20 protein-coding genes are annotated in these 22,971 nt (G+C 58.3%); 10 read left to right on the top strand and 10 right to left on the bottom strand.

Features of this window, described 5'->3' with window-relative positions; genetic code table 11:
- Positions 1-56 precede the first annotated feature (56 nt).
- The 3 genes from F7R90_RS21440 to F7R90_RS21430 all read right to left on the bottom strand — a co-directional run bounded on the left by F7R90_RS21440 (position 57) and on the right by F7R90_RS21430 (position 3,283).
- Positions 57-1,145 carry a Bug family tripartite tricarboxylate transporter substrate binding protein gene (locus F7R90_RS21440; protein ID WP_225741375.1) on the bottom strand — a complete coding sequence of 363 codons (1,089 nt, stop codon included), beginning with the start codon at positions 1,143-1,145 and terminating at the stop codon, positions 57-59.
- A 172-nt stretch (positions 1,146-1,317) separates the two neighbouring features.
- Entirely contained in the window at positions 1,318-2,814 is a 1,497-nt protein-coding gene (locus tag F7R90_RS21435) for a tripartite tricarboxylate transporter permease (protein WP_368408579.1), read from the bottom strand.
- A 1-nt stretch (position 2,815) separates the two neighbouring features.
- On the bottom strand, positions 2,816-3,283 hold the full coding sequence (locus F7R90_RS21430; RefSeq protein ID WP_192498515.1) for a tripartite tricarboxylate transporter TctB family protein: 468 nt from the start codon (positions 3,281-3,283) through the stop codon (positions 2,816-2,818).
- Between the two features lie 360 nt (positions 3,284-3,643).
- Here F7R90_RS21430 and F7R90_RS21425 point away from each other — a divergent pair, with 360 nt between their 5' ends.
- Positions 3,644-4,435, top strand: a complete 792-nt coding sequence (locus F7R90_RS21425; RefSeq protein WP_158059610.1) for an SDR family oxidoreductase — start codon at positions 3,644-3,646, stop codon at positions 4,433-4,435.
- Here F7R90_RS21425 and F7R90_RS21420 read toward each other — a convergent pair.
- The gene (locus tag F7R90_RS21420) at positions 4,432-5,388 is read right to left on the bottom strand and encodes an NAD(P)-dependent oxidoreductase (protein ID WP_158059609.1); all 957 of its coding nucleotides are present in this window, start codon (positions 5,386-5,388) and stop codon (positions 4,432-4,434) included. The two genes, F7R90_RS21425 and F7R90_RS21420, sit on opposite strands and share 4 nt — an antisense overlap.
- A gap of 126 nt (positions 5,389-5,514) precedes the next feature.
- On the opposite strand from F7R90_RS21420, the gene F7R90_RS21415 reads away from it, so the two are divergent.
- Complete coding sequence (locus F7R90_RS21415; RefSeq protein ID WP_158059608.1) at positions 5,515-6,969, top strand: SLC13 family permease; 1,455 nt, start codon at positions 5,515-5,517, stop codon at positions 6,967-6,969.
- A 23-nt stretch (positions 6,970-6,992) separates the two neighbouring features.
- Here the strand turns inward: F7R90_RS21415 and F7R90_RS21410 are convergent, their stop codons facing one another.
- Together F7R90_RS21410 and F7R90_RS21405 are read right to left on the bottom strand one after the other, a co-directional pair.
- The gene (locus tag F7R90_RS21410) at positions 6,993-8,111 is read right to left on the bottom strand and encodes a mandelate racemase/muconate lactonizing enzyme family protein (RefSeq protein WP_158059607.1); all 1,119 of its coding nucleotides are present in this window, start codon (positions 8,109-8,111) and stop codon (positions 6,993-6,995) included.
- Positions 8,112-8,116: 5 nt separating this feature from the next.
- The gene (locus F7R90_RS21405; protein WP_158059606.1) at positions 8,117-9,118 is read right to left on the bottom strand and encodes an aminopeptidase; all 1,002 of its coding nucleotides are present in this window, start codon (positions 9,116-9,118) and stop codon (positions 8,117-8,119) included.
- Positions 9,119-9,253: 135 nt separating this feature from the next.
- On the opposite strand from F7R90_RS21405, the gene F7R90_RS22435 reads away from it, so the two are divergent.
- Positions 9,254-9,412, top strand: a complete 159-nt coding sequence (locus F7R90_RS22435; RefSeq protein WP_192498513.1) for a hypothetical protein — start codon at positions 9,254-9,256, stop codon at positions 9,410-9,412.
- 5 nt (positions 9,413-9,417) lie between these two features.
- Positions 9,418-10,440: a YeiH family protein gene (locus tag F7R90_RS21400; protein WP_158059605.1), complete on the top strand. Its 1,023-nt coding sequence runs from the start codon at positions 9,418-9,420 to the stop codon at positions 10,438-10,440.
- Between the two features lie 3 nt (positions 10,441-10,443).
- On the opposite strand, the gene F7R90_RS21395 is transcribed toward F7R90_RS21400, so the two are convergent.
- Entirely contained in the window at positions 10,444-11,109 is a 666-nt protein-coding gene (locus F7R90_RS21395; RefSeq protein WP_192498512.1) for a fumarylacetoacetate hydrolase family protein, read from the bottom strand.
- Between the two features lie 118 nt (positions 11,110-11,227).
- Between F7R90_RS21395 and F7R90_RS21390 the strand changes: the two genes are divergently transcribed.
- From F7R90_RS21390 to rdfA, 4 genes are all read left to right on the top strand, one after another.
- Positions 11,228-12,862 carry a gamma-glutamyltransferase family protein gene (locus F7R90_RS21390; protein ID WP_158059603.1) on the top strand — a complete coding sequence of 545 codons (1,635 nt, stop codon included), beginning with the start codon at positions 11,228-11,230 and terminating at the stop codon, positions 12,860-12,862.
- Positions 12,863-12,927: 65 nt separating this feature from the next.
- Positions 12,928-13,695, top strand: coding sequence for an IclR family transcriptional regulator (locus tag F7R90_RS21385; protein ID WP_158059602.1), 768 nt, complete (start codon positions 12,928-12,930; stop codon positions 13,693-13,695).
- Positions 13,696-13,913: 218 nt separating this feature from the next.
- Positions 13,914-14,717: an IclR family transcriptional regulator gene (locus tag F7R90_RS21380; RefSeq protein WP_158059601.1), complete on the top strand. Its 804-nt coding sequence runs from the start codon at positions 13,914-13,916 to the stop codon at positions 14,715-14,717.
- A gap of 130 nt (positions 14,718-14,847) precedes the next feature.
- Positions 14,848-15,471: a rod-determining factor RdfA gene (gene rdfA / locus F7R90_RS21375; RefSeq protein WP_158059600.1), complete on the top strand. Its 624-nt coding sequence runs from the start codon at positions 14,848-14,850 to the stop codon at positions 15,469-15,471.
- 685 nt (positions 15,472-16,156) lie between these two features.
- Here the strand turns inward: rdfA and F7R90_RS21370 are convergent.
- Together F7R90_RS21370 and F7R90_RS21365 are read right to left on the bottom strand one after the other, a co-directional pair.
- A complete protein-coding gene (locus F7R90_RS21370) occupies positions 16,157-18,013 on the bottom strand; it encodes an aldehyde ferredoxin oxidoreductase family protein (protein WP_158059599.1) in 1,857 nt (618 codons plus the stop codon).
- Positions 18,014-18,054: 41 nt separating this feature from the next.
- Entirely contained in the window at positions 18,055-19,383 is a 1,329-nt protein-coding gene (locus tag F7R90_RS21365) for a hypothetical protein (protein WP_158059598.1), read from the bottom strand.
- Positions 19,384-19,564: 181 nt separating this feature from the next.
- Between F7R90_RS21365 and F7R90_RS21360 the strand changes: the two genes are divergently transcribed.
- On the top strand, positions 19,565-19,948 hold the full coding sequence (locus tag F7R90_RS21360) for a VOC family protein (protein ID WP_158059597.1): 384 nt from the start codon (positions 19,565-19,567) through the stop codon (positions 19,946-19,948).
- A 23-nt stretch (positions 19,949-19,971) separates the two neighbouring features.
- Here F7R90_RS21360 and F7R90_RS21355 read toward each other — a convergent pair whose 3' ends face one another.
- Positions 19,972-21,024 (bottom strand): zinc-dependent alcohol dehydrogenase family protein, encoded by a 1,053-nt coding sequence (locus F7R90_RS21355; protein WP_158059596.1) that lies wholly within the window; start codon positions 21,022-21,024, stop codon positions 19,972-19,974.
- 247 nt (positions 21,025-21,271) lie between these two features.
- Here F7R90_RS21355 and F7R90_RS21350 point away from each other — a divergent pair, with 247 nt between their 5' ends.
- Entirely contained in the window at positions 21,272-22,951 is a 1,680-nt protein-coding gene (locus F7R90_RS21350) for an ABC transporter substrate-binding protein (protein ID WP_158059595.1), read from the top strand.
- The last annotated feature ends 20 nt before the right edge of the window (positions 22,952-22,971 follow it).

Below are 22,971 nucleotides of genomic sequence, written 5' to 3'. Positions count from 1 at the left end.
GCTCGGTGCTATTCGCCCGCCGATGCGTTGTCTCGTGTGGTCGGTCTGAAATCCGATTACCCGGTGGCCTCTTCGCGGATCTGTTCGATGTCGACTTGCTCCGGGAGTATCTCCAACGTATCTTGAAGCAGTTGGTTCGCGTACTCCGGCCCGTTGAACTCGACGAGGTTACCTGACTCTTCGGACCATTGCTGGACTTGCTCGGACTGGGTCGCCGCTTGGACGGCGTTTGCCATCCGATTGACTTTCCCCTCGTCGGTGCCTGGTGGGAACCACATACAGCGGTTGAGTCCCCCGATGTAGTCGATGTTCTCATAGCCCTGCTCGGTGACGGGTGCAACGTCCGGGAAGACGCCGCTCCCGCCGCTCATCAGCACAGCGACGACGTTTGCCCGACCGGAGTTGACAGTGCCTTCGACTGCTAAGTCTGAACCGATGGACGCCGGAATCTCCCCGGAGGCGACCGCTTGTGCTGCTGGGGCACAGCCGTCGTAGCCGACGTAGTTCTGCCACTGCATCCCGTACTGGTTTTTCATCACGAGCGAGGCGACGTGGTTCAGGCCACCTCTGGCTTGACAGCCGCCGAACGCTTGGAACTCGCCGCTTTCGTAGCGTCCGATGAGGTCGTCCATGTTCTCGACGTTCGCGTCCGCGTTTGCGATGATGACGTACGGCGTTCGAGCGTACGAACAGATGCCTTCGACGTTGGTCAGGTCGTAGTTTGGTTCGAACACGAGGTACGACAATGGTGTCGATGGTGGGTTGAAGGCCCCCATCGTGTAGCCGTCACCTTCCGCGTTCACGATTCTGCCCGTTCCACGCAACGACGCTCCGCCGGGAACGTTGCTGATTTGGACGTTCACTCCGCCGAGTTCTTCTGCCGCCACCGGCATGATTTGGCGGGCATAGGTGTCTGTCCCCCCGCCTTCGCTGAACGGGACGATGTACGTAATCGTCTGCCCGGACTCCGGATAGTTCTGATCGACTGGCGTGAATGTCGTCTCTTGGCCGCCTTCAGTTGTTTCTTCGCCCGATTCGGTAGTCGTTTCTTGTCCCCGTGCATACCCCGTCAACCCAAACGTCGTCGCCGCGGATGCCGTGCCTGCGTATTTGAGGAACTCTCGTCTGTTCGGCTTGCCCGACATGACTATAGAGACCACAATCCACCATTATTAATAATTTTCTTGATTTATTCATATAGTTCTGGAAACCGCATAAGTAGCAGCCCTTTCCTGCACTACCACAGCCATCGAACAACAAGCGATAGCTGCTCAAGAAGAAAGTCAGCTCTCCCGAAAAGCGACTAGCCGCTCTACTCTACGTCGTTCCCGCCCGAATCTCCGCAATCTTCGTCTTGAGATACGGACCAGCCAGTATTACGATAGTCAACACGACCAACACCAACGAAAGCGGGTCAGTCAGGAAAATGGAGAACGATCCTCCCGAAATCGACAACGACCGATAGAGGTTCTCCTCAGCAATCGGGCCGAGAATCGCGCCAAGAACGAACGCGATAATCGAATAGTTATACTTCTTCATGAAGTACCCCACCATGCCGAGCACGATAATCGTCCAAACGTCCACCCAGTTGTTGCGGAGCGCGAGCGCGCCGAGCGACGAGAGAACGACGATGACTGGAATGATGAGGTCCGTATCCACTTGCGTCAGATAGCCCGTTCGTGGCACAACTATGAGGCCGACGAAGAGGATGATGAGATTCCCGAACAACAGCGCGAGGAAGACACTGTACGTAATTCCAATCTGTGACGTGAACAGGTCTGGCCCCGGTCGTAGTCCGTGCATTATCAATCCACCGAGGAGGACGGCCGTCGACCCACTTCCGGGGATACCGAACGAGAGCGTCGGAATGAGCGACCCAGCCACGGTCCCGTTGTTTGCCGAGTCGGTAGCGACGATTCCCTCTTCGGTCCCGTTCCCGAACTTCTCTGGCGTCTTCGAAGACCGCATCGCCTCACCGTACGCGATGAAGTTCGAAATTGATGCACCGGACCCCGGCACGGCCCCGATGACGAGTCCGAGGAATGCCGACTTCAGGAGCGTCACCCAGTACGTGATCGTCTTCCGAATACCGGAGAACACGCTTCCTTCCAGTCCAGTCTCGGACTGTGCGACCTGCTCTTCTTCGGAGAGACTAATCATCTCCGCGATGGCGAACAGTCCGATGAGAATCGCAACGTAGTTCAGACCATCGTAGAGCGCCAACCGGTCGAACGTATACCGTTGTATCGGCACGGATGGCGCGACGCCGACAGTCGCTAGTAGCAGGCCGAATGCCCCCGCCGTGATACCTTTGACAGTCGAACCCTGCGTGATGACCGTAATCATCGACAGGCCGAGAATCGCCATCAGGAAGTACTGTGGTGACCCGAACAACAATACGAGTTCGACCATCACCGGCGAGATAGCGATGAGTGCGATAACCGCGAGGACGCCTCCGATTGCCGACGATAGCGCAGATACCGTGAGGGCGTCGATTGCTCGTCCCTTCCTCGCTAATGGATACCCTTCGAACGTCGTTGCTGCATCACCTGCTGTGCCGGGGACGTTGACGAGTATCGCTGGAATGCTACCGCCATACATCGCACCACTGTAGATACTGATGAGCAGAATGATTGCATCCGCTCCGCCGAGCGGTAACGTGAGTGGAAGAACGATAGCCATCCCAAGCGTCGCTCCAATACCGGGGAGTGCCCCGAAGAAGATACCCAATAACACACCGAGTAGTATCCACAATGGCGTCTGTCCTGACGTAATAATGTCGATTGCCTGCGTCAGTCCTTCGACGATGGCCACGTTACATCACCCCTCCCATGTTGAGGAGGTAGCCTTCTGCCAGTTCGAGGTTGAGGACACTCATGAATCCATACGCGAGGCCGTAAGCCAGAACAGCGAGTCCAACAGTCGTGTACCATCGCTGGCGGAACCAGCGAGAGTAGATGACGACAAATAGCGGTGACATCCAGAGCATGCCGAATAGGAACGACGCGAGCGCGTACAGTACGATAATCGCTCCGGTGAACACCGACGGTCGGACTGGTCTATCGACTGCCCGGTCACTGCTTGGTGGGTCGTCAGTCTCCTCGTACATCTCTGCCTCGTCTGGTGTGCTGATAAGCTCCGAGGACTCTGCGACGAACGAGTACAGCGGTCCCGGCAGGAAGTCACGTACCAATAACAGCGCCGACCCAGCTAGGACAGTCGCACTCGTAAGTCGCGGAAACAACCCCGCAGTGTCCCCGAACGTGTACGACTCTACGAACATGTAACCGGATACCCCCAGGAAAAACAGGAGTAATCCAGTTTCGGAATCCCGTTCTAGTTTCATGAGTTTTGCTCGTCTCCCGCCATCACTGCGCCCCCGATTCGTATCTCAGCTCAACGGCCCTCGCCTGGTCGCCGAGCCTCCTTACGCCCCCGTATCGGGAGGGCAGTGGCGTTACACGGTCGCATATCACTTCCAGTCACGGCTATTTATAGATTGTGTGGTTTGTAAACGTCCCACAAGAGTACTGGTTTCGAAAGAGCGATCGCGACCCAATCACCAAACAACCGAATCACGACATCGAACATCGTGTTCAGACAGGGTGCCTATTTTATATGAGTACGTGGAATTCACTGCGCTATGGGGTACGACCTCGACGGAAACACTGCGCTAGTCACAGCATCGAGTAGCGGTCTGGGCAAAGCATCAGCAACCGCACTTGCAGAAAGCGGAGCGAACGTCGTCGTCAACGGCCGCGACGAAGACCGATTACAGGCCGCTGTCACAGACATACAGGACGTCGCATCAGGACGAGTAATCGGTCAGCAAGGCGACCTCACCGACCCCGACGATATCGAACGACTCGTCGAGACGACGCTGGACGAGTTCGGGCGTCTCGACCACCTCGTCACCTCCGCCGGCGGTCCACCGAGCGGTCCCTTCCTCGACACGAGCGACGAGGACTGGTATCACGCATTCGACCTACTCGTCATGAGTGTCGTCCGCATCGTCCGCGAAGCGGCCGACGCACTCGGCGAAGACGACGGCGGCACCATCGTCACGATAACATCGCGAAGCGTCAAGGAAGCCATCGACTCGTTGGTGCTCTCGAACTCCGTTCGGATGGGCGTCATCGGCCTCGAAAAGACGCTCTCGAAAGAGCTCGCACCCGAGGTCCGGGCGAACGCCGTCCTGCCTGGGCCACACGAGACTGCTCGCATGCAGGAACTCGTCGAGCAGAGCGTCGAACGCGACGAGTACGACTCATACGAAGACGGACTCGACGCTCGCGGTCAAGGGATACCACTCGGTAGAATCGGCGATCCGATGGAACTCGGCACCACTGTCGCGTTCCTCTGCTCGGACCAATCGAGCTTCGTGAACGGTGTCGCCATCCCAGTCGACGGCGGAGCGGGAAGCTCGAACCTCTAGTCACGTGGCGGAACAGCGAGATACCTGTCCGGTACCGGCTCACCGTTCAGCAACGCGAGTGCGTTCGTCGCCAACCGGTCGATACACTCGACGCTCGCCTGCTTCGTCCGCGCCGCGATATGTGGCGTCAGCGTCACGTTGTCAAAGTCGTGGAGCGGCGAATCGGCCGCGAGTGGCTCTGACTCGAACACGTCCAACCCGGCACCAGCGATAGCTCCATCCCGGAGTGCATCGACCAACGCGATTTCGTCCACGATAGCGCCCCGCGCAGTGTTCACTACGACTGCCGATGACTGCATCGCCGCAAATTCCGCTTCGCCAAGCAGACCTCGTGTCTCTTCAGTTAACTCAGCGTTCACGGTGACGACGTCGCTTCGTTCAAGGAGGTCGTCTAAGCTGGTTAATTCTGCACCAGTGAGCTCAGCTTCCTCCGGTTGAACGTAGGGGTCAGTGGCGAGTACCGTGACGTTGAAGCCGTCTAAGAGACGTGCAAACCGACGGCCGATATCGCCGTAGCCGACGATACCAACAGTCGTTCCAGACAGTTGTGTTCCGACGGGCGTCTCGTCGCGCCAGTGGCCGGATTCGAGGAGTCGTTGACAGTACGATGTCTGGCGAAGGTTGGCTAGCAGAAGGCCGAGGGTGTGCTCTGCAACCGACAGCGCGTTGACGCCGGGCGTGTGCGTAACCAGAATCCCGAACTCGCTGGCGGCGTCCAAGTCGATGTTGTCGAGTCCGGTGCCCAGTTTGGCGACGACCTGCAACTGTGAGTCTTCGAGTACTCGCCGCGAGATCGGAAGTCGAGATGTCGTGAAGAGTACGTCCATTCCATCGAGCGCGGCCTGTACTGCTGATTCGTCTGCCTCGACGCCCGTCGTCAACTCAATATCGCCACTTACGGGGTCACTGAGTGCTTCGAACGGTTGCACGTCTTGGTCGACCAACCCCTGCATGAGTCATCGTATAGACGGGACAACGGTACAAAACCATTGCGAGCACTGCAGTCTGTCCCAGAGTCCGAACGTATAGGTCGTTGCGTCGCGTCATCCAGTTCGTCCTCGGAGGCGGCGCTTTACGGAATGGACACGAGGGCTGAGCTAATGGACGGGACACAGCGTCCGAGCAGACTCGTGCGAGTGCGGCGAAGACTGGTGAGTCCGCACATCTGGGGGCTGTTGTTAGCGCTCATTGTTCTAGCAGTGGGTAGCGTTGCTCCTGTTCCGGGTGTTCGGACCGACGTGCAGCGAGTCCTCGCCGTCTTCCTATTCTCGGTCGTACTGTGGTTAGCGAAACCCGTCCCGTTGACGATTGCGAGCGTCACGAGCGTCTGCCTCCTGTTCCTCACCGGCATCACCGACTCGTTTGCAGAAGCAGCAGCAGGGTTCGCCTCACGCCTCGTGTTCTTTCTCTTTCTCCTACTATTACTTGGGTCCGCTATCTCGAACGTCGGACTCGCAGACCGACTCGCCGGGCAATTGGTGGCGACTGCGTCCACACCCCGCCGGTCCTACTGGCTGCTCTCGGCGAATATACTGACGCTCGCGTTCGTCATGCCCTCCGGAATCGCACGGACCGTTACGTTTCTACCCATCGTCGAGCGACTGAGCGACCGTTTCGACTGTTCGACCGACAGCAACTTTCCACGAGCGTCGCTGCTAGTCCTCGGCCAGCTCAATCCTATCGCCTCGCTCGCGTTGATGACTGGGGGTGGAATGGCGATTCTCTCTTCGGAGATCATCCGAGCGTCGGGCGAACCAATAACGTGGCTCGGATGGGCCGTCCACATGACACCGCCCATCGTCGCCGTCTACATCCTGACGACACTAACCATCGAGCGGTTGTATCCCGTCGATGACAACGCGCGGTCCGGACCAGAGACAGTGTCTGAAGAAACTAACTCCCAAGGAGAATTCCTGAATCACCAACAGCGAGTCGTTGCTGGTCTGCTAGTCCTCACAATTCTCGGCTGGGTGGTCGGGTCGCTGACCGGTGTTCCAACAATCCTCCCGCCACTGCTCGCAGTGCTGGTGCTCGCACTTCCCGGCGTCAAGATACTCTCGTCCGAGGACGTAAAGCAACTCAACTGGGGAATCCTCTTCCTGTTCGGAGCGATGCTCTCACTCATCAGCGTGATGCGTGACATCGGCGCAATAGCGTTCGTCGTGGATCAACTGCTCGCCGTGGTTCCAATCGGGACGTACTCTATCCCAATTGCCGTCGCCGTCTTGCTCACTATCATCCTCACGCTCCGAGTGTTCTTCTCGACGGCCTCCGCCTGCTTGGCAATCGTGCTCCCAATCGTCCTCTCGTTGGCGAGCGCACTAGGCATCGATGGCCGATACCTCGCGCTCTCGGTGGTCATCGTCGTCGGCTCTGCCACGCTTTTGCCCTTCCACATGCCGCCTGCTCTCATCGTGACCGAGCGCGGCCCTGTAACCAATCGGGACGTGTTCGTCGTTGGTGTGATCACGCTCGCCTACGCCGTCGCCGTCATCGCGCTCTCGTGGACCGTCTACTGGCCGCTGGTTCCATAACACCTCGCTTGTCCGTGACTTCGTTAGCGTTCTACCCGTGCAGACTGTGTGACGAATTCATCGAGTTCGTCGCCAGCCAAGTCGACACCGAGTCCCGGCCCATCTGGAAGGACGGCAGTACCATCTTCGAAGTCGATAGCTGGCTCGAAGGGTTCGACTTGCATCTTCAACGGACCGACGCACTCGACACCCTCGAAAACGTTCGACTGCGTCGCCGCCAGTTGCAGTTCCGCGCTCGTCGCGGGCGTGAGTCCGAACCCGTGTCCGAGGACACACTCGACACCCGCGAGGTCCGCGGCATCCTGAACTCGGCGCGTTCCAAACAACCCACCGAGGCGGAGCGCCTTCACTTTGATTCTATCCGCGGCCTCTCCTTTGAGCACCTCGAACGCGTCTCCAGCGGTTTGGATGCACTCGTCGGCCATAATCGTGGTAGTCGTCGATTCGGTGACCGCGGCCAGTCCAGCGATGTCGTCTTTCGGGACTGGTTGTTCGAGATGCACCAGTGGAAGCGATTCGAGTCGCCGTGCGACGTCGATTGCAGTCTCGACGTCGTACCCCGCGTTGACGTCGGCACGAACCTGCATCTCGTCAGCGACCGCGTCACAGACGGCCTGTACTCGCTCGATATCTCCTTCTGGGTCGCCTGAGAGCTTAATTTTCACTGACTGATAGCCGTCGTCACGCCATGTTCGTGCTTCGCTCGCCATCTCGGCAGGCGTGTCGATGCCGACCCAGCCGTTGAGTGCCACTCGCTCTTGCAGTGGGCCGTTCAGTAGGCCGTGGAGTGGTCGGTCGTCACGTCGGCAGTACAGGTCCAACCACGCCATTTCGACGGCACACTTCGCATTCGGTATCCCGTGGAACTCTCTCAACAAGGCGTCGAGTCCGTTCGGATGCCTGGGGTTGCGGTCAAGGAGCGACGGCAATATGTGGTCGGTTAGCGACCGTTGGATGTCGTCGTGCGTCTGGCGGGAGTAGCCGGGTGTTGCGTCTGCAGTCCCAATTCCTCGTCTACCATCAGTGTCGGTGAGGACGACCAGCGTCGATTCCATCGTGGTGAACTCTCGGTGGTGTGCGCTCCCATATGAGCCACGCATCGGCACCGATAGTCGGTGGACGTCCGCGGATTCGAGTTCCATAGTCGTCACGACCGCTGGTGTTCGTCGAGCAGGTCGGTGTCGAGAACGCCATTCTCGACGACGACGAGGTCGTCCAGTTGGACCGTTGGCGTTCGAACGACGCCATCGAGGTGGATGTTGCTCTTAGTCGTGCCGCCGAGCGATTCGTTGTCGCCGATGGCGAAGTGAATCGTGCCCGCGAGTTTCTTGTCTTCCGCCAGGTTGCCGATGAGTTTCGCTTTTGGGTTCGTCCCGATTGCGAACTCGGCGAGGTTGCCCGCGTTCTCGTCGCTTCGGTCGAGGATGGCACGGAGTTCCTCGGCTTCGTCGCCACCGGTGACGTCGGTGACGAAGCCGTTTTCGAACGTTAGTTCGATAGGGTCGTCGAGGTGGCCGATGTTGTCCATCGACACGTCGATGACGATGGTGCCGTTGGCTGTTCCTTCGGCGGGATGCGTCGGTGACTCGCCCGGGGGGAGCGTCGCAAACCCGTACTCTTCGTGGAAGTAGCCGTCGAGTGAGAACGCCTGACAGCCGTCGATACTGAATTCGATGTCGGTGCCCTTGTCGCTGGTGACGTGGGCGTGAGAAGCGTCGGTGACGATGTCCGCGAGTGCTTCCGTCCGTCTGCGGAGGGTCTCGAAGTCGACGGTCATCGCGCCTTCGACCATCATGTCTTCCGTGACGCTTCGCAGGATGCCGATTCGTGTGCCTTGTTCTGCTGCTCGTAACCGTGCTCGGGTGTGGGTGATTGCGTGGGTGGTGCAGGTGAACGCCACGTCGGCCGTCGCCATCGCGTCGGCGATAGTGTCGGGTGGGTCGTTGCCGTGGCTCTCTAAGAGTGGCATGATTGCGGTGACTGTCTCTGCGCCGATGGCGTTCGAGGCGGTGGCGATACTTTTTGCGACTCCGACCTTGCGTGGGTCCGTGATGACCAACACTTCGTCGTCGGGCGTGACCGAGAGGCACTGCTCGACGATGGCGGCCGAAGTCGGACTCATCTCTAGTTCGAGCATGTCGTCCGTCATCGGTTCAGACCTTCACGAGACCAAGAATAAAGATTGTGGAGGTTTCAGGAACTGAACTGCTTATTCGATTACCGATTCGACGTGGTAGTATCTCACGAATCTTTATGAAGATGCACGGCGGCTTTCGCTACGGAGATGACCGCCACGACTACCGACAGCGACGACTCTCGCGTGGAGTCGGCAGTTGGCCGTGTCCAGTTCTACTGGTCGGCAATCGACCGGGGCTGGAAGGCCGTTCTGCTTGGATTCGTCTTCCTCATCGCAGTTGCACTCGACGTTCCCGTGCCGTGGTGAACTCGATGGCACTGAAGCGCACCGCCGTCCAGTACTCAGACGTACTCGGTGGTCTCGCGCTTCTCGCGGTCATCGGCATCTGCGCACGAACGGTCGCAGTCCTCGTCCCCGGTGCCAACTACCTCATCGTCGCAATCGCACTCGGAGCGCTATTGACTAATCTCTACGGCGTTCCCGACTGGGCACGAGCAGGTGTCAATTCACACAAACTCCTCCTAGAGACCGGAATCGTACTGATGGGTATCCGACTGACGCTCGACTCAATTCTGGACGCCGGGCCGACACTCATCGGCTTGGTGATCGCCGTTATCGTGTTCACCTGCCTCCTCATCGAGTTCGTCTCTCGAAACGTGTTCGGAATGGCCGACAAAACTGGGTCACTGCTCGCAGCGGGCGCGAGCATCTGTGGCGTCTCAGCTATCGTCGCCGTCTCCGGAAGTATCCACGCCGACGAAGACCAAATCGCGTACGCCGTCGCCACCATTCTGCTGTTCGACGCGCTCACGCTCGCAGCATACCCACTGGTCGGCCACCTGCTCGGACTCACTGATACCGTCTTCGGCGTCTGGGCCGGGCTGAGCATGTTCAGCACCGGCCCGGTCGCGGCCGCTGGTTTCGCCTACTCAGAAACCGCTGGACAGTGGGCAACCGTGACGAAGCTCACCCGCAACCTCTTCATCGGACTCGCAGTCGTCGCATACTCCGTCTACTATGCCCGTCGTCGCGCGACGTCTACCCGATCCATCGACTCGCTATCGCTGCTCTGGACGAAGTTCCCCAAATTCGTCCTCGGGTTCGTAGCCGTAATGGTTGTCGCCAACCTCGGCATCCTCACACCCACACAGGTCACGTCGGCCCGACACGCCTACCAGTGGCTCTTCCTCCTCGCATTCGCCGGCCTCGGAATGCACATCCGAGTTGCCGACGTACGCGACACGGGTCTTCGACCAGTCATCGTCGTATTCGTGAGCCTGCTCGTTGTCAGTTCAGTGACACTGTTCGTCGTCTCCGCGCTGTTCGGTCTCTGACACTCACTCCATTCGCTCGACTGGGTTCGTGAGTTCGCCGACGTTCTCGACGATGCACGTCACTTCCTCGGCGTCGTCGAGGTACCCCGTCGGTTGCGAGGGGTCGCCGAGCGAAATCACGTCGTTCTCCTGTAGGTTGATAATCTTGCTGACGTGCGCAACGAGTTCCGCGACAGTCCAATCCATCGTGTCGGTCGACCCGGAGACGACCGTCTCCCCGTCCACGACTGCCTCGACGTTGGTGCCCTCGTCGATGGCGTCCGCAGCGAGTGGTTCGTAGCCCGACAGCGTCGGACTAAACGACGGGAAAATCTTGTAGCCGCGACCCAGCGACCCCTCTTGGTCGGGGTAGGGGTACGCGGGGAACTTCCCCTTCGCCGTCACGTCGTTGGAGACAGTGAACCCTTTGACCGCCTCTGCGGCTTCCGATTCTGACGCCTGCCAGAGACCGTCCCCGACGTCGCCGATGACGACCGCCGGTTCCGGACCGGGAACCACGTCTTCGACGTATGACGGAATCTGGATCGGTTCCTCTTCCGGGATGATTGCTTGTGCTGGGACAGTCCAGAGGATGGGCCACTCTGGTTGGCTGTCCTGTCGTCTGTGCGTCGAAAAACTCCCCCCGAGCGCGATGAACGTGCCTATCGAGTCGAGGTCGAACGCTTCCATTCTCTCGTACCTCCGGATACTGGTATCACCAACTACGTATATGGCTGTTTCCCCGACGAGGAGCGACGCCGCCATTGCGGCGATTCATTTATTTCTACGCGCACTGCGAGAGTATGACATGGTGGGGACCGAGACAGCGGTAGACCTCGATAGATTTGGCTCCCGGCGGTCAGTCGTGTACGGGAACGACGGCATTATTGCGACGAGTCAACCACTCGCCGCGACGGCTGGCATCGAAATCCTTCGAGAGGGAGGAAACGCGTTCGACGCCGCCGTCGCCACAGCGGCGACCCTGAACGTCGTCGAACCGACGAGTACGGGACTCGGTGGTGACGCATTCATGTTGTACCGAACCGCCGACGGCGACGTCGGTGCGATGCGTTCCTGTGGTGGTGCGCCTGCCGACGCAACAATCGAGAATGTACGAGCGATACTCGCCGAAGAACAAGAGTGCGCGCCCGAAGACGTGACATACCCACTGACGGGCCCTCACACGGTAACCGTTCCAGGAACCGCTCGTGGGTGGGAGACGACCGTCGAGACGTTCGGTCGCCGTTCGTTGGCGGAGGTGCTTCGGCCAGCAATCGAGTACGCAGAACAGGGCTATCCCGTGACCGAGTTCGTCGCGCAGAAGTGGACGCACGCAGAGACGCTATTCGAGGACCAGAACGCCCGCGAGACGTTCTTACTCGACGGCCGGTCGCCACGAGTGGGTGAAGTGATTCGACTACCAGACCTCGGGGATTCGCTTCGCACGATTGCAAGCGAGGGGGCCGACGTCGTCTACGAAGGGTCGATAGCCGACGCGATAGTCGATGAAGTACGGGAGAAAGGTGGATTGCTGAGCACCGACGACCTCGCCTCGTTCGAACCGGAGTTCGTGGACCCCGTCTCAACAACGTACGGTGGTGCTGAAATCTACGAACTCCCGCCGAACAATCAGGGTCTCGTCGCCCTCGAAGCTCTCAACATCGCGGAGGAACTCGGCGTCGGTGAACTGCCCGCCCAATCACCTCGTCGGACACACTATCTCGTAGAGGCACTCAAGCTAGCGTTCCACGACGGTCATCACTACATCACCGACCCCGAGTACGAAGACGTGCCACCGCTGGCTTCGAAGCAGTATGCGAGCGAGCGCGCCGCGACAGTCGGTGAAGCGGCGGCGACGAACGTCTCGATTGGTGTCCCTGAATCGAATGCAGAAGATGCCGACACTGTTCTCTTGACGGTCGCCGACGGCGACGGGAACGTCGTCACGTTCATCAACTCGTTGTTCAAAGGATTCGGGTCCGGCCTCGTCGCAGGAGATACCGGTATCGCACTGCAGAACCGTGGGCGGTCGTTCTCGCTCGATCCAGAGCATCCGAACCGTCTCGAACCCGGCAAGCGACCGTTCCATACGCTGATTCCGGCACTGGTCCGGTTCGGCGCGGACGACTGGGCGGCGTTCGGCGTCATGGGAGGGTTCATGCAACCACAGGGACACCTCCAAGTGCTTTCGAACGTCCTCGATTGTCAGGACTCCTTACAGACAGCACTCGACGCTCCACGGTGGCGATATCGAGAAAGCGGCGTTCTTTCGGTCGAAGCGAGAATGACGGACGACCTACTTGCAAAGTTGGCGCGTCGGGGTCACGATGTCCAAGTCCGTCCTCCTGAGGAGTTCGGTGGAGGCCAGTTCGCTCGGTATCAGTCAGGTGTGTTGTCTGGAGCGACTGACCCAAGAAAGGACGGAACGGTCGGTTGTTACTGATGGGAGAGTGTTCAGTGATAGTGAAGAGGGTTTATGATGGATGATGACGTATGGGATGTGGGAACATGGGGGAACTCGCAAAGAATCCGGTGAAAGCAACCGAACGGACGTTCACTATCATCGAAGCGCTCGAGCAGTTAGACGGTGCACGACTCTGTGACCTATCTGACTACCTCGAACTGCCGAAAAGTACCGTTCACAACCATCTTCAGACGCTGTTGGAACATGGCTACGTCCGAAGAGCAGACGACGAGTATCGAATCGGATTCAAATTCCTCCACTACGGAGAGTATGCGCGCAGCAACGAGAGACTGTATCGCGTCGCCAGACCCGTCATCGACGACCTCGCCGAAGAGACAGGAGAGGTAGCGAACCTAATGGTGCCCGCACAAAATCGCGGCATCTACCTCTACAAGACGAAAGGAACGAAGGCAGTCAACCACGACACTCGGTCCGGAAAGTACATCGACCTCCACTGCACGGCCCTCGGCAAGGCAATACTCGCACACCTCCCTCAAGCCCAAGTCGAGGAAATAATCGACGACCATGGTCTGGACGCGAAAACGAGCCGCACCGTTGCGACGCGCGAGGAGCTGTACGACGAGTTAGCCCAGATTCGCGAGCAAGGCTTCGCGCAGAATCGGGGTGAACGCATCGAGCGCGTGCGGTGTGTCGCTGCACCCATTACCAACCGAGAGAACATCGCAATCGGTTCAATCAGCGTCTCGAGTCCGGAAACACGGATGAAGGGCGAACGGTTCGACGAAATTCTGCCCGAACTTCTCTGTGAGGCCGCAAACGTGGTCGAAATCAATCTCCTCCACGAGCAGTGATTTTTCGCCGGCGTTCAACAGTACTGAATTCGACGGAGACTACAGACTGAGAGACCGTCGAATACGTCTGTTTTCGGCCCGAACGAGGGGTTCGGACGATACGTTCAGCATTACTGAACCCGCTCGATTACGACCATACGAATCAGAGGCAGAGGGTGAGAGACGAATTGTCTTGTGAACAGCGACAAATTGATTGAGGGGTAGTATCTCTATGAGGTATGGCAGAGGAGCACACGGACGACGCCCACCGAACCGTGAAAGCGGTCGACACATCTCTCGATATCTTGGAGGCGCTCGTCGAACGAGAGCCGATGACAGTAACAGAGTTAGCAGAGACCGTCGGCCGCTCTCCTAGTAGCGTCCACGCCCATCTCGCGACACTACGGCGACGAAAATACGTCGTCGAAGAGGACTATCACTATCGGCCGGGACTGCGCTACTTCGAAATCGGCGAGAAGGTCAAAGAGAACCACATCGGCATCTATCGACACGGGACGAGCGAGGCCAAGAACCTCGCACAGGAAGTTGGCGAGTTCGTTTGGTTGATGGTCGAAGAACACGGTCAAGCGATCTACGTGTACAAGACTGGCAACGAACGCGCCGTCGAAACTGGCGCGTATACGTTGGGCAGTCGGTGGCCACTCCATGCGACAGCGGCAGGGAAAGTCGCTCTCGCGCACATGGATGAAGACCGTGTCGTCGAAATACTCGACGAGTACGGACTCGAAGCGGTGACGAAGAACACGATAACGGACCGGTCGGAACTACTGAGCGAGTTGGAGACGATTCGGGAGGAGGGAATCGCGTTCGACGACGAGGAGGCCGCCGTCGGACTACGTGCGATCGCTGCACCAGTGCATGGGTTCGACGATCTTATCGGGGCAATTTCTATCTCAGGACCCGTTAGCCGTGTCAAAGCCAAGCGCTTTCGAACTGAACTCCCAGAGCGACTTCGCGAAGCGTCGAACATCATCGGCGTGAAGTATCGGGGAGCGACTGTCTCGACAAAAGACCTCGACTAATCGAGATTCTTCGCACTAATCATAACACAAGTACTACTGTTATGGAACCAATGAGTCACCATACTCAGTCAATTTGACGGTGGGCATGGCCAACAATTACATTTTTACACCATGCGAACTCCCTCCAACCATGGAGACGGCTGAAAGCGACGATGACTCGACGGGCGGGAGAAAAAGCAAGGTCGCACGCCTGATATCCGAGTACGACCTGCACGGAATCGGGTCGGAGATGGAGCAGTACTGGACGGCCGACGGCGACCAGCGTTGGAGTCTCCGCGACCTTGCCGACTACTTTAACCAACGACTGCTCGAAACGGCCATGTCTAATGCCGGTATGCATTCTCTCGACGGTGAACACCAAAACCACTATCGTCTACTGACTAGCGATGACGTTAGTACGGCCGACCGAACGCGAACCCGTCGTCGCCTCGAACGCGAGGGTATCGCTGTCGAGGAACTTCTCGAGGATTTCGTCACGTATCAGGCGATCAGGACCTACCTCACCAAGTATCGCGAGGCGGAGTACTCGAAGGACGACCACGACCAAGTGGAACGTGAGGCTAAAAATATCCAGCGACTGCGGGGTCGAACGCTCTCCGTTGTCGAGAGTAAACTCCAGCAACTCCACGACGCCGATCACATCGAACTAGGAGACGCACAGACGCTCGTCGAAATCAAAGTCATCTGCATGGAGTGCGGTACTCAGTATACCATCGACGAACTACTCGAGCAAGAGGGGTGCGATTGTGACTAAACAACGTTTTCTAACAACAGTACGTATGTGATGGAGGGGTGGAATTTACCGATTGAACGTCCGGATAGGCGATTACGTGCATCAGTACGCAAATAACCTCGTCGTCGCGCTTTTCCCCGAAGACGCCGTTGCGCTCCCAGACGAACACCAACGTATCACCGAACGCTACTCTGCAAACACACTCCAAACGGTGGAGATTTCGAGACACGTCAGATGGGACCGTCGCCGTGAGCGTTTTCGGCGTGACCGAATCACATCAGGTGGCGGGGAATAATCCGTATACCGGTAATACGGGGGTTTCGTTACAGTAATTTAATTCGGTGATAGAGAATCGACCCCAATCCCGACACGGAAACCGGAATTCTCCGGAGTTGGTTGTGCCGCTATGAAAGCAGGCGTGTCAATATCCATGCCGATGATTTGGAGGAGGATGGGAACAGTCAGAACAGCCGATGGATTCGCCGCTCGCGAATTTCAGGGTGTATAGTGCTACTCGTCGAATCAGGCTAACGCAGGGCCGCCATCAACGCCGATCAGTACCTGTGGATAAGAAAGACCGGTGTCAAGAGAAGCCCGTCATTCATCGATGATGAATCGGTTTACGAATTCAAGCAAGTGAACCCGCGCTACCAACCTGTCGGTCGGGCAGGCTACGGAAGTCGAACTCGAAGGAAGGAAAGTCTGTTCAGTTCGCGCGGATGGACTCAAGGTCGAGTCGCGCTACGGTGTCGTCTGTCGGCTTTCCGTCTTCGTCCCAGCCCCGGAACGCGTAGTACTCGGTGAGCATTCGGTCGAGTTCTTCTGGTGGGCAGTACATGCCCTCTGCCGGGCCGTCGGGGATCGGTTCCTGCATCACCCGATAACTGAGCGTGTCCGTCTCCCGGTTCGCGACGCCGCGCTCGACGTTGATGAGCCGTTCGAGATTGTAGACGCGTTCACCGATAGTCTCGACTTCCTCAGTGGTCAGGTCCCAACCGGTCGCTAGATTGATAGCGTCTCGATAGCGGTCGTTGACCTCCTTACCCCAACCGCCCTCGCTGACGAACCGACACTGAGTCAGTGAATCACCGAGAGCGGTGAAATGCTGAGAACGAGCAGCGAATTCCGGTGTGCCCTCCGTCGTTTCCGCGTGTTCACCACCGTACTGTGGAGTGGGCCGAGTATCGTGGTGGGAGCCACCGCGCGTCGCAGTCGCGTACCCGATGCTCATCCCCTTGAGCCCGCGCGGAGAGTGAGCGGCGAACTCCAAGCCCTTCGACCCGTGTAGGTAGCGGTCTGCCTCCTCGGCGAGCGAAGCCGACATCCGGAACGAACCTTCGGCGAGCGTATCGCCGATGCCGTCGCGGTGTGCGGTCTGGCGAGCGAGTTCAACGAGACCGTCTGCGTCGCCGAACTCCAGATAGGGCGAGGCGTCCTCGTCGATGAGTCCCTTCTCGTAGCACTCGCGAGCGAACGCGACCGTGACGCCCCACGAGATGGTGTCGATACCGAGTCGGTCACAGAGATCGTTCGCCTTCATCACGCGTTTGATGTCGTACACTTCCTGCATCGACGTGGTCGCGTACAGACTCTCGAACTCGGGTATCTTCGCTTCGGTCATCCCCTCCGATTGGACGGAGACGTGCTTGCCACACCGCACTGCACAGTTCGCACACGTGGTGTCTTCGGTAACGTAGTCGGATTTCAGCGTCTCCCCACTCACTGCTTCGGCTTCGTCGTCGGCTACCTGCTCGGACTGGTTGTTTCGACGACCAAGTTTCCCCATTTCGTTGACGGGGTTGACGAGCCCAGCCGTCCCGTACTCTTGGAGCATCTCCGTCTCCCGGAGTAGGTCACCCATCCGTCCGGTTGCCGCTTCTCGGAGTCCGTCTTCGTCGGCTAACTCCGGAGAGAACTCACCCTCGCGGACCGCGACGGCCTTGACGTTCTTCGACCCGAGGACGGCTCCGGACCCACCGCGCCCAGCGACGCCCTCTCGGAGTTTACCGTCGTGTAGTAAACACGCGTATCGGACTTGATTCTCGCCAGCAGGCCCAGCTGCGATGACGTGCGTCTCGTGTCCACGTCCTTCCTCGTCTCGGACGGCGGTACACGTCTTGTAGGTATCCATCCCTGCGAAGTCAGTGGCATCCTCGATTCGTGCTCCGTCCTCGCTGACATGGACGTAGGATAACTCGTCAGCAACGCCATGCAGGACGATTAGCTCGTAGCCAGTCGTCTTCTGAGCCTGAGGGAACGTCCCACCGAACGTCGAGTCGAAAAAGCCGTTCGTCAACGGACTGACGAACCCGACGACGCCACGACTGGTACTCTGGAACGGGGTCAGATTCATCGGCCCAACGGCGAACGCGACGACGCTCGACGCGTCGAATGGGTCAGCGTCGGCCGGCACGTGGTCGTACACTGCTTTCGCAGCGAAACCGTTGCCACCGAGGAACCGCCGTGCGTCTGCTGGTGAAATTGCTTCGGTCGTGGTTTCACCGCTATCGAGGTGAACGTGCAGTATCTCGCCGCCGTAAACCGGTGGAAGGGTCCCTGTCATGAGTGGTGTATTCGAGTTCGCTTTGGTGTCTTCGTAGTCGCTTAGACGAGTTCGTCTTGTAGTTTCCGAAGGTGGTACAACACGGAGTCGGTGTGTAGTTCGACGTCGGCTTCGGAGATAGTGTCGTCGGTCGAAATTGACTGCTTGACCTCCGCGCCGTTCAGGAGTTCAAGTGGCACCCAGCCCTCGGCGTCGGCGACGTCGGCGGCTTCGAGGATGCCATAAATCGTGTCTTCCCCGGTAGCGAGCGTCTCGCCGGGTTCCAGGTCGCGTTTCGCTTTCGCGACGACCTCTGAAGTCTGTTCGCGGACCACTCCGGTGGGATGGTCGTGGAGGGCGACGCTCGCGACGCTGACAAGCGTCTCGGGCGGTAGGTGGTACTGACGGTCGAACAGTTGGTATTCGCCGTCGTTCGCCGTTAGGATATTGTACCGCTGGTCAAGGTATCGCTGGGTGGCCTCGTTTTCTGCACGAGTGACGACGAACGCGCTCGGATTCCTGTAGTCGGTAGGCGTGACCGAATCGATGACGCCCGTCTGGTCAAGGACACCACCGTCTGCCTTCGGACGGAACGTCTCGAGCAGTCCCTCACGGTCCGTCTCCGGCATGTGCGTGCCGCTGACGTCCGGGCGCATCCCCATCGCGTTCGCTGCGGCACAGAGTTCGACGGCAACCTTCGTGCCGTCGAGGAACGTGTTGTACATCTTCGGGTCGGGGTCGTTGTCTTCTCTGAACTTCTCGGTGACGCCGTAGCGGTCGAGTGAGTCTTCGTGGGTCGCGTGGCGATTGAAGTTGAGTTCGGTGCCTTGCCCGGCAGCGACGACTTCGAATCCGTTGGCTCGCGCCCAGTCGACCATGCCGACGACTTGCGAGGGTTCGTCACCGTAGGCCATCGAGTAAGTGACTCCCTGTTGGGACGCGTACTGCGAAAGAAGTGGACCGATGGTGGAATCGACTTCGACGCTGACCATGACGACGTCGTTTTCTGCACCGATTGCCGACCATGCATGGCGTGCGGCGGCCTGGGGGTCGCCGGTGGTCTCGATGACTACCTCCACTGGAGCCTCGGAGGCGACGACGCCGTCTTCCGTGACGACGCGCTTGCCCGCATCGATTGCTCCAGCTACGTCGTCGGAGTCGTTCGAGAACACTACCTCGTCGGCGTCGATACCTGTTTTCTCGAACGTTCGTTTGGCCTTCTCTATGTCGAGGTCGGCGAGGATGGTGGGTACCATGCCGGGCGTCTCTTCTATTTGATAGACGAGGTGTGCGCCGAACACACCGGGACCGATCAATGCAACTGGGATAGGCTCATCTACACGTGCCTCTAAGGCGGACATCACGTTCATCCGTAGCATGATGGACTGCATAGGGGGGAATTAAACTTTGGGGGAACATAGCCATCGTAAACAGTCCTAATCGATAGAAGCCGAGTTGACAGACGTGGATTCGAGTTCGTCGAAACGAACCGAACCTGACCCCATCTATCCGTGGAACGTAGCCCTCTTCCAGCGAAGAGTTTATCGTGTTTTCTGCGCTCAGTGAGCCTGCATGCACCTCGCACACACTGCGGTATGGGTATCGGATATCGACCGAACGGCGGCGTTCTACGAAGGCGCACTTGATCTCGCGTTCCACCGCGAGTTCGAAATCGATGGCGTGCGTAACTACTTCGTTGGAAGCGAGGACGGTGCTGAAATCCAGTTTAAATGTGATTCGGACTCTAGGGACAGTGAGGACCGAACCGACACCCGTGGATTCGACCACCTCGCGTTCAGTGTCGACGACGTCGATGCGACGTTCGAACGAGTCGTCGAGGCGACGGATTGTCCCGTCGCGATGGAGCCGACTACTATCGAACAGATCGGGAGTCGAGTGGCATTCGTCGAGGACCCAGACGGGTACGAGGTCGAGTTCGAGGAGACACTCTCGTAGTGTGCTGCTCGTGACTGGCGCCCTTAGAACGCCGTGACTACCTCGAATCCGAGCGTATCGTAGTCGTCCATCGACTGGAGTCTGCCGGAAACGTCTTCGAGGCTAACTCGGTTGGTGACGAGTTTCGCCGGTTGCACTTTACCGGATGCGATCATCTGGAATAGTTCCGAATATCGGTTCGGGGGCATTCCTTTGACGCCGACGAGTTCCAGTTCGCTTCCGACGATGCTGTCGACGGGGAGCGACACTTCGCCTGCTTCGTCGTCTGTTGTCATTCCGACTTGCACGTGCTGTCCCTGCACCCCAAGGCTCTCGATGGAGTTCCGGCACGTCTCAGCGATACCGAGTGCATCGACGGAGACGTCTGCACCGCCATCGGTCATGTCTTGGACTGCAGTAGGGACGTCGTTGGTATCGTTCGCGTTGACAGTTGCGACTGCCCCGACTTGCGATGCAAGGTCGAGAGCTTCGTCGTTCAGGTCGACGGCCACGACGTTCGCGCCGAGCGCGCTTGCGATATTCACGGCCGAGAGGCCGATACCACCGCAGCCGTGAACGGCGAGCCAGTCGCCCGCCTCGACATCGGCTTTGTGTGCGAGTGCATGAAACGACGTGGCGAACCGACAACCGAGTGCTGCCATCTCTACTGGCGTCATTCCATCGGGGAGATGCACCGCGTTGAAGTCCGCGTTCGGGATGGCGAACTCGGAGGTGAACGCGCCCGGGAGGTCTGGTGCAAACCCGAGGCTGAGACCGTCTGAACACATGTGGGACTCGCCTTCCCAGCAGAATTCACAGTGACCGCAGGCGACGTTGAACGGAATGCCGACTTCGTCGCCAACTGCGAAGTGTTCGACTTCGTCGCCGACTGCGGTGACTGTCCCGGCAGGTTCGTGCCCGAGAATGTGGTCCGTTGGGACGGATGGCCAGTGTCCCTTCCAGGCGTGCCAGTCACTGCGACAGATTCCGCAGGCGTCTGTAACCACGACGATTCCGTCTGGAGCTGGCGAGACGGAGTCGACTTCGCGTACTTCGAGCGGTTCATCGTAGGCCTCTAAGATGGCAGCGCGACGCATTATTGAAGTTGGTGGGAGCAATTCGACTTTAACTTTACCGGCCATCAGTACTCGCTTTCAAGTTCACCCGCGGATTCGCAGGAAGGGTCGAGTCGAGTGGAGATGAAGACGGAAATCGCCAGACGCGGTCGTATTCGTTCGATTCTAAGATTGATGCACGATCACTAACACCATGAGAGATGTTATTAATGGTGTGAACATGTTCAACATAATCGTTAAATGGAGTATACGTGTTGTGTGACTACGTATGACAAAGCCCGGGGAAGCGAACCCAACCGAGACGAATAGACGTGCGACTCTAAAAATCGGAGCAACGCTCGGCGCGGTCGGTCTCACAGGTCTGGCAGGCTGCTCAGGAAACAACAGTAGTCAGGATGGAACCTCGAGCGGCGGAACGACTGCCGGCGACGACACCGAATCATCGACCGAAACGACCCCTGATAGTCTTCCCCGTGGCGGCACGTTCAAGATCGGAGCCCAGCAAGGCATCCAGACGATGAACCCATTCAAGGGATTCCTCGCGGATCTCCTGACAGGAGAGGTGATGTACGACCGCCTCACGCGCGTCGACCAGGATTTCAAAGTCCACCCGAACCTCGCAAAAGAGTGGGAGCATAACGACGACTACACCAAGTGGACGTTCAAACTCCAAGAAAACGCGACATTCGCAAACCTCGACGGGCAGACGGCTACGGCGAGCGACGTGAAAGCGACCTACGAGTACCTGACGTCCGAGGAGTTTTCAGGGTCCGCGTCGAGTCTGGGTGACGTCGAACAAGTGAAAGCCGTTGACGACAAGACGGTCGAGATTACGCTGGCGAATTCGGACATCGACTTCCCGAAACGCATCGCCGAAACCGGTGGTGCGTTCTTCGTCGTCCCCAAGAAAATCCTCGACGACGACCCGAAAAAACTCGAAAACACCGATTACGGTACCGGCCAGCTAACCCTCACCAACTGGAACCAGAAGAATAAGCTCACGTTCGAGGCGAAGTCAGACTACCACCGCAAGGGTGTAGATGACAAGCCCCTGCCCTACTTCGACAAATTAGAGTGGGACATCCTCTCGGACGAAATTCAACGCGTCAACGCACTGTCCGACGGAAGTATCGACGCGGTGAGCCGTATCTCCTCGAAAGTCAAAAAGCGCGTTCCGAACAGTGCGAAAGTCGAGAAGCAAGCATCCGGACTCCAGTTCCCCATCGTCCTCGACACGAAGATCAAACCGTTCGACGACCCGAAGGTCCGAAAAGCCATCAAGTACGCGCTCGACCGGAAACAAATCGTCACCGCAGTCTCCGGGGAGGGCGTCCTCGGACATCACAGCGGAATTACGCCGGCACACACGTACTACAACGACAACCTTCCGGTGGACGACACGTTCGGAAAGACTGCCAAGCCAAAGAAAGCGAAACAACTGCTCAAGGAGGCCGGGCACGCAGGCGGGTTCGAAGTCAAGACCTTCCACTACGACGACGGAGTCCCCGCGAAGGAGACTATCGCGCAACTGTTCCAACAACAGATGCGGAACGTCGGTATCGAGTTCGAGATCAAGAAACTCACGGAGGAGAAGTGGCTCGCGGATTACTGGAACAAGGACGGCGAATGGTACATCACGAACTACTCGACGCGTGTGCTGGGCGAAACGGTGCTCCAACTTGCGCTCCGGTCGGAAGGACCGTGGAACGAAGCGAACTGGAGTAACAAGAAGTTCGACGAGGCGTTCAATAAGGCAGTCACGGCGACGGACGGTGAGACGAAGGCGAAGAACTTGAAGAAGTGCCAAGAAATCAATCACAGGGAAGGTGCATGGGTTGGCACGTACCACCCCACCATCTACGGCGCACACAAGAACTACGTCAAGAACTACGACTTCTACCCGACGTACGTGAAAGACTTCGTCACCCAATGTGCAGTCGATAAGTAATCACAACGCAAGGCCAAGCT

The sequence above is a fragment of the Halorussus halophilus genome (genome assembly GCF_008831545.1).
Taxonomy (GTDB): Archaea; Halobacteriota; Halobacteria; order Halobacteriales; family Haladaptataceae; genus Halorussus; species Halorussus halophilus.
This window is presented reverse-complemented; position numbering and strand designations above follow the sequence as displayed.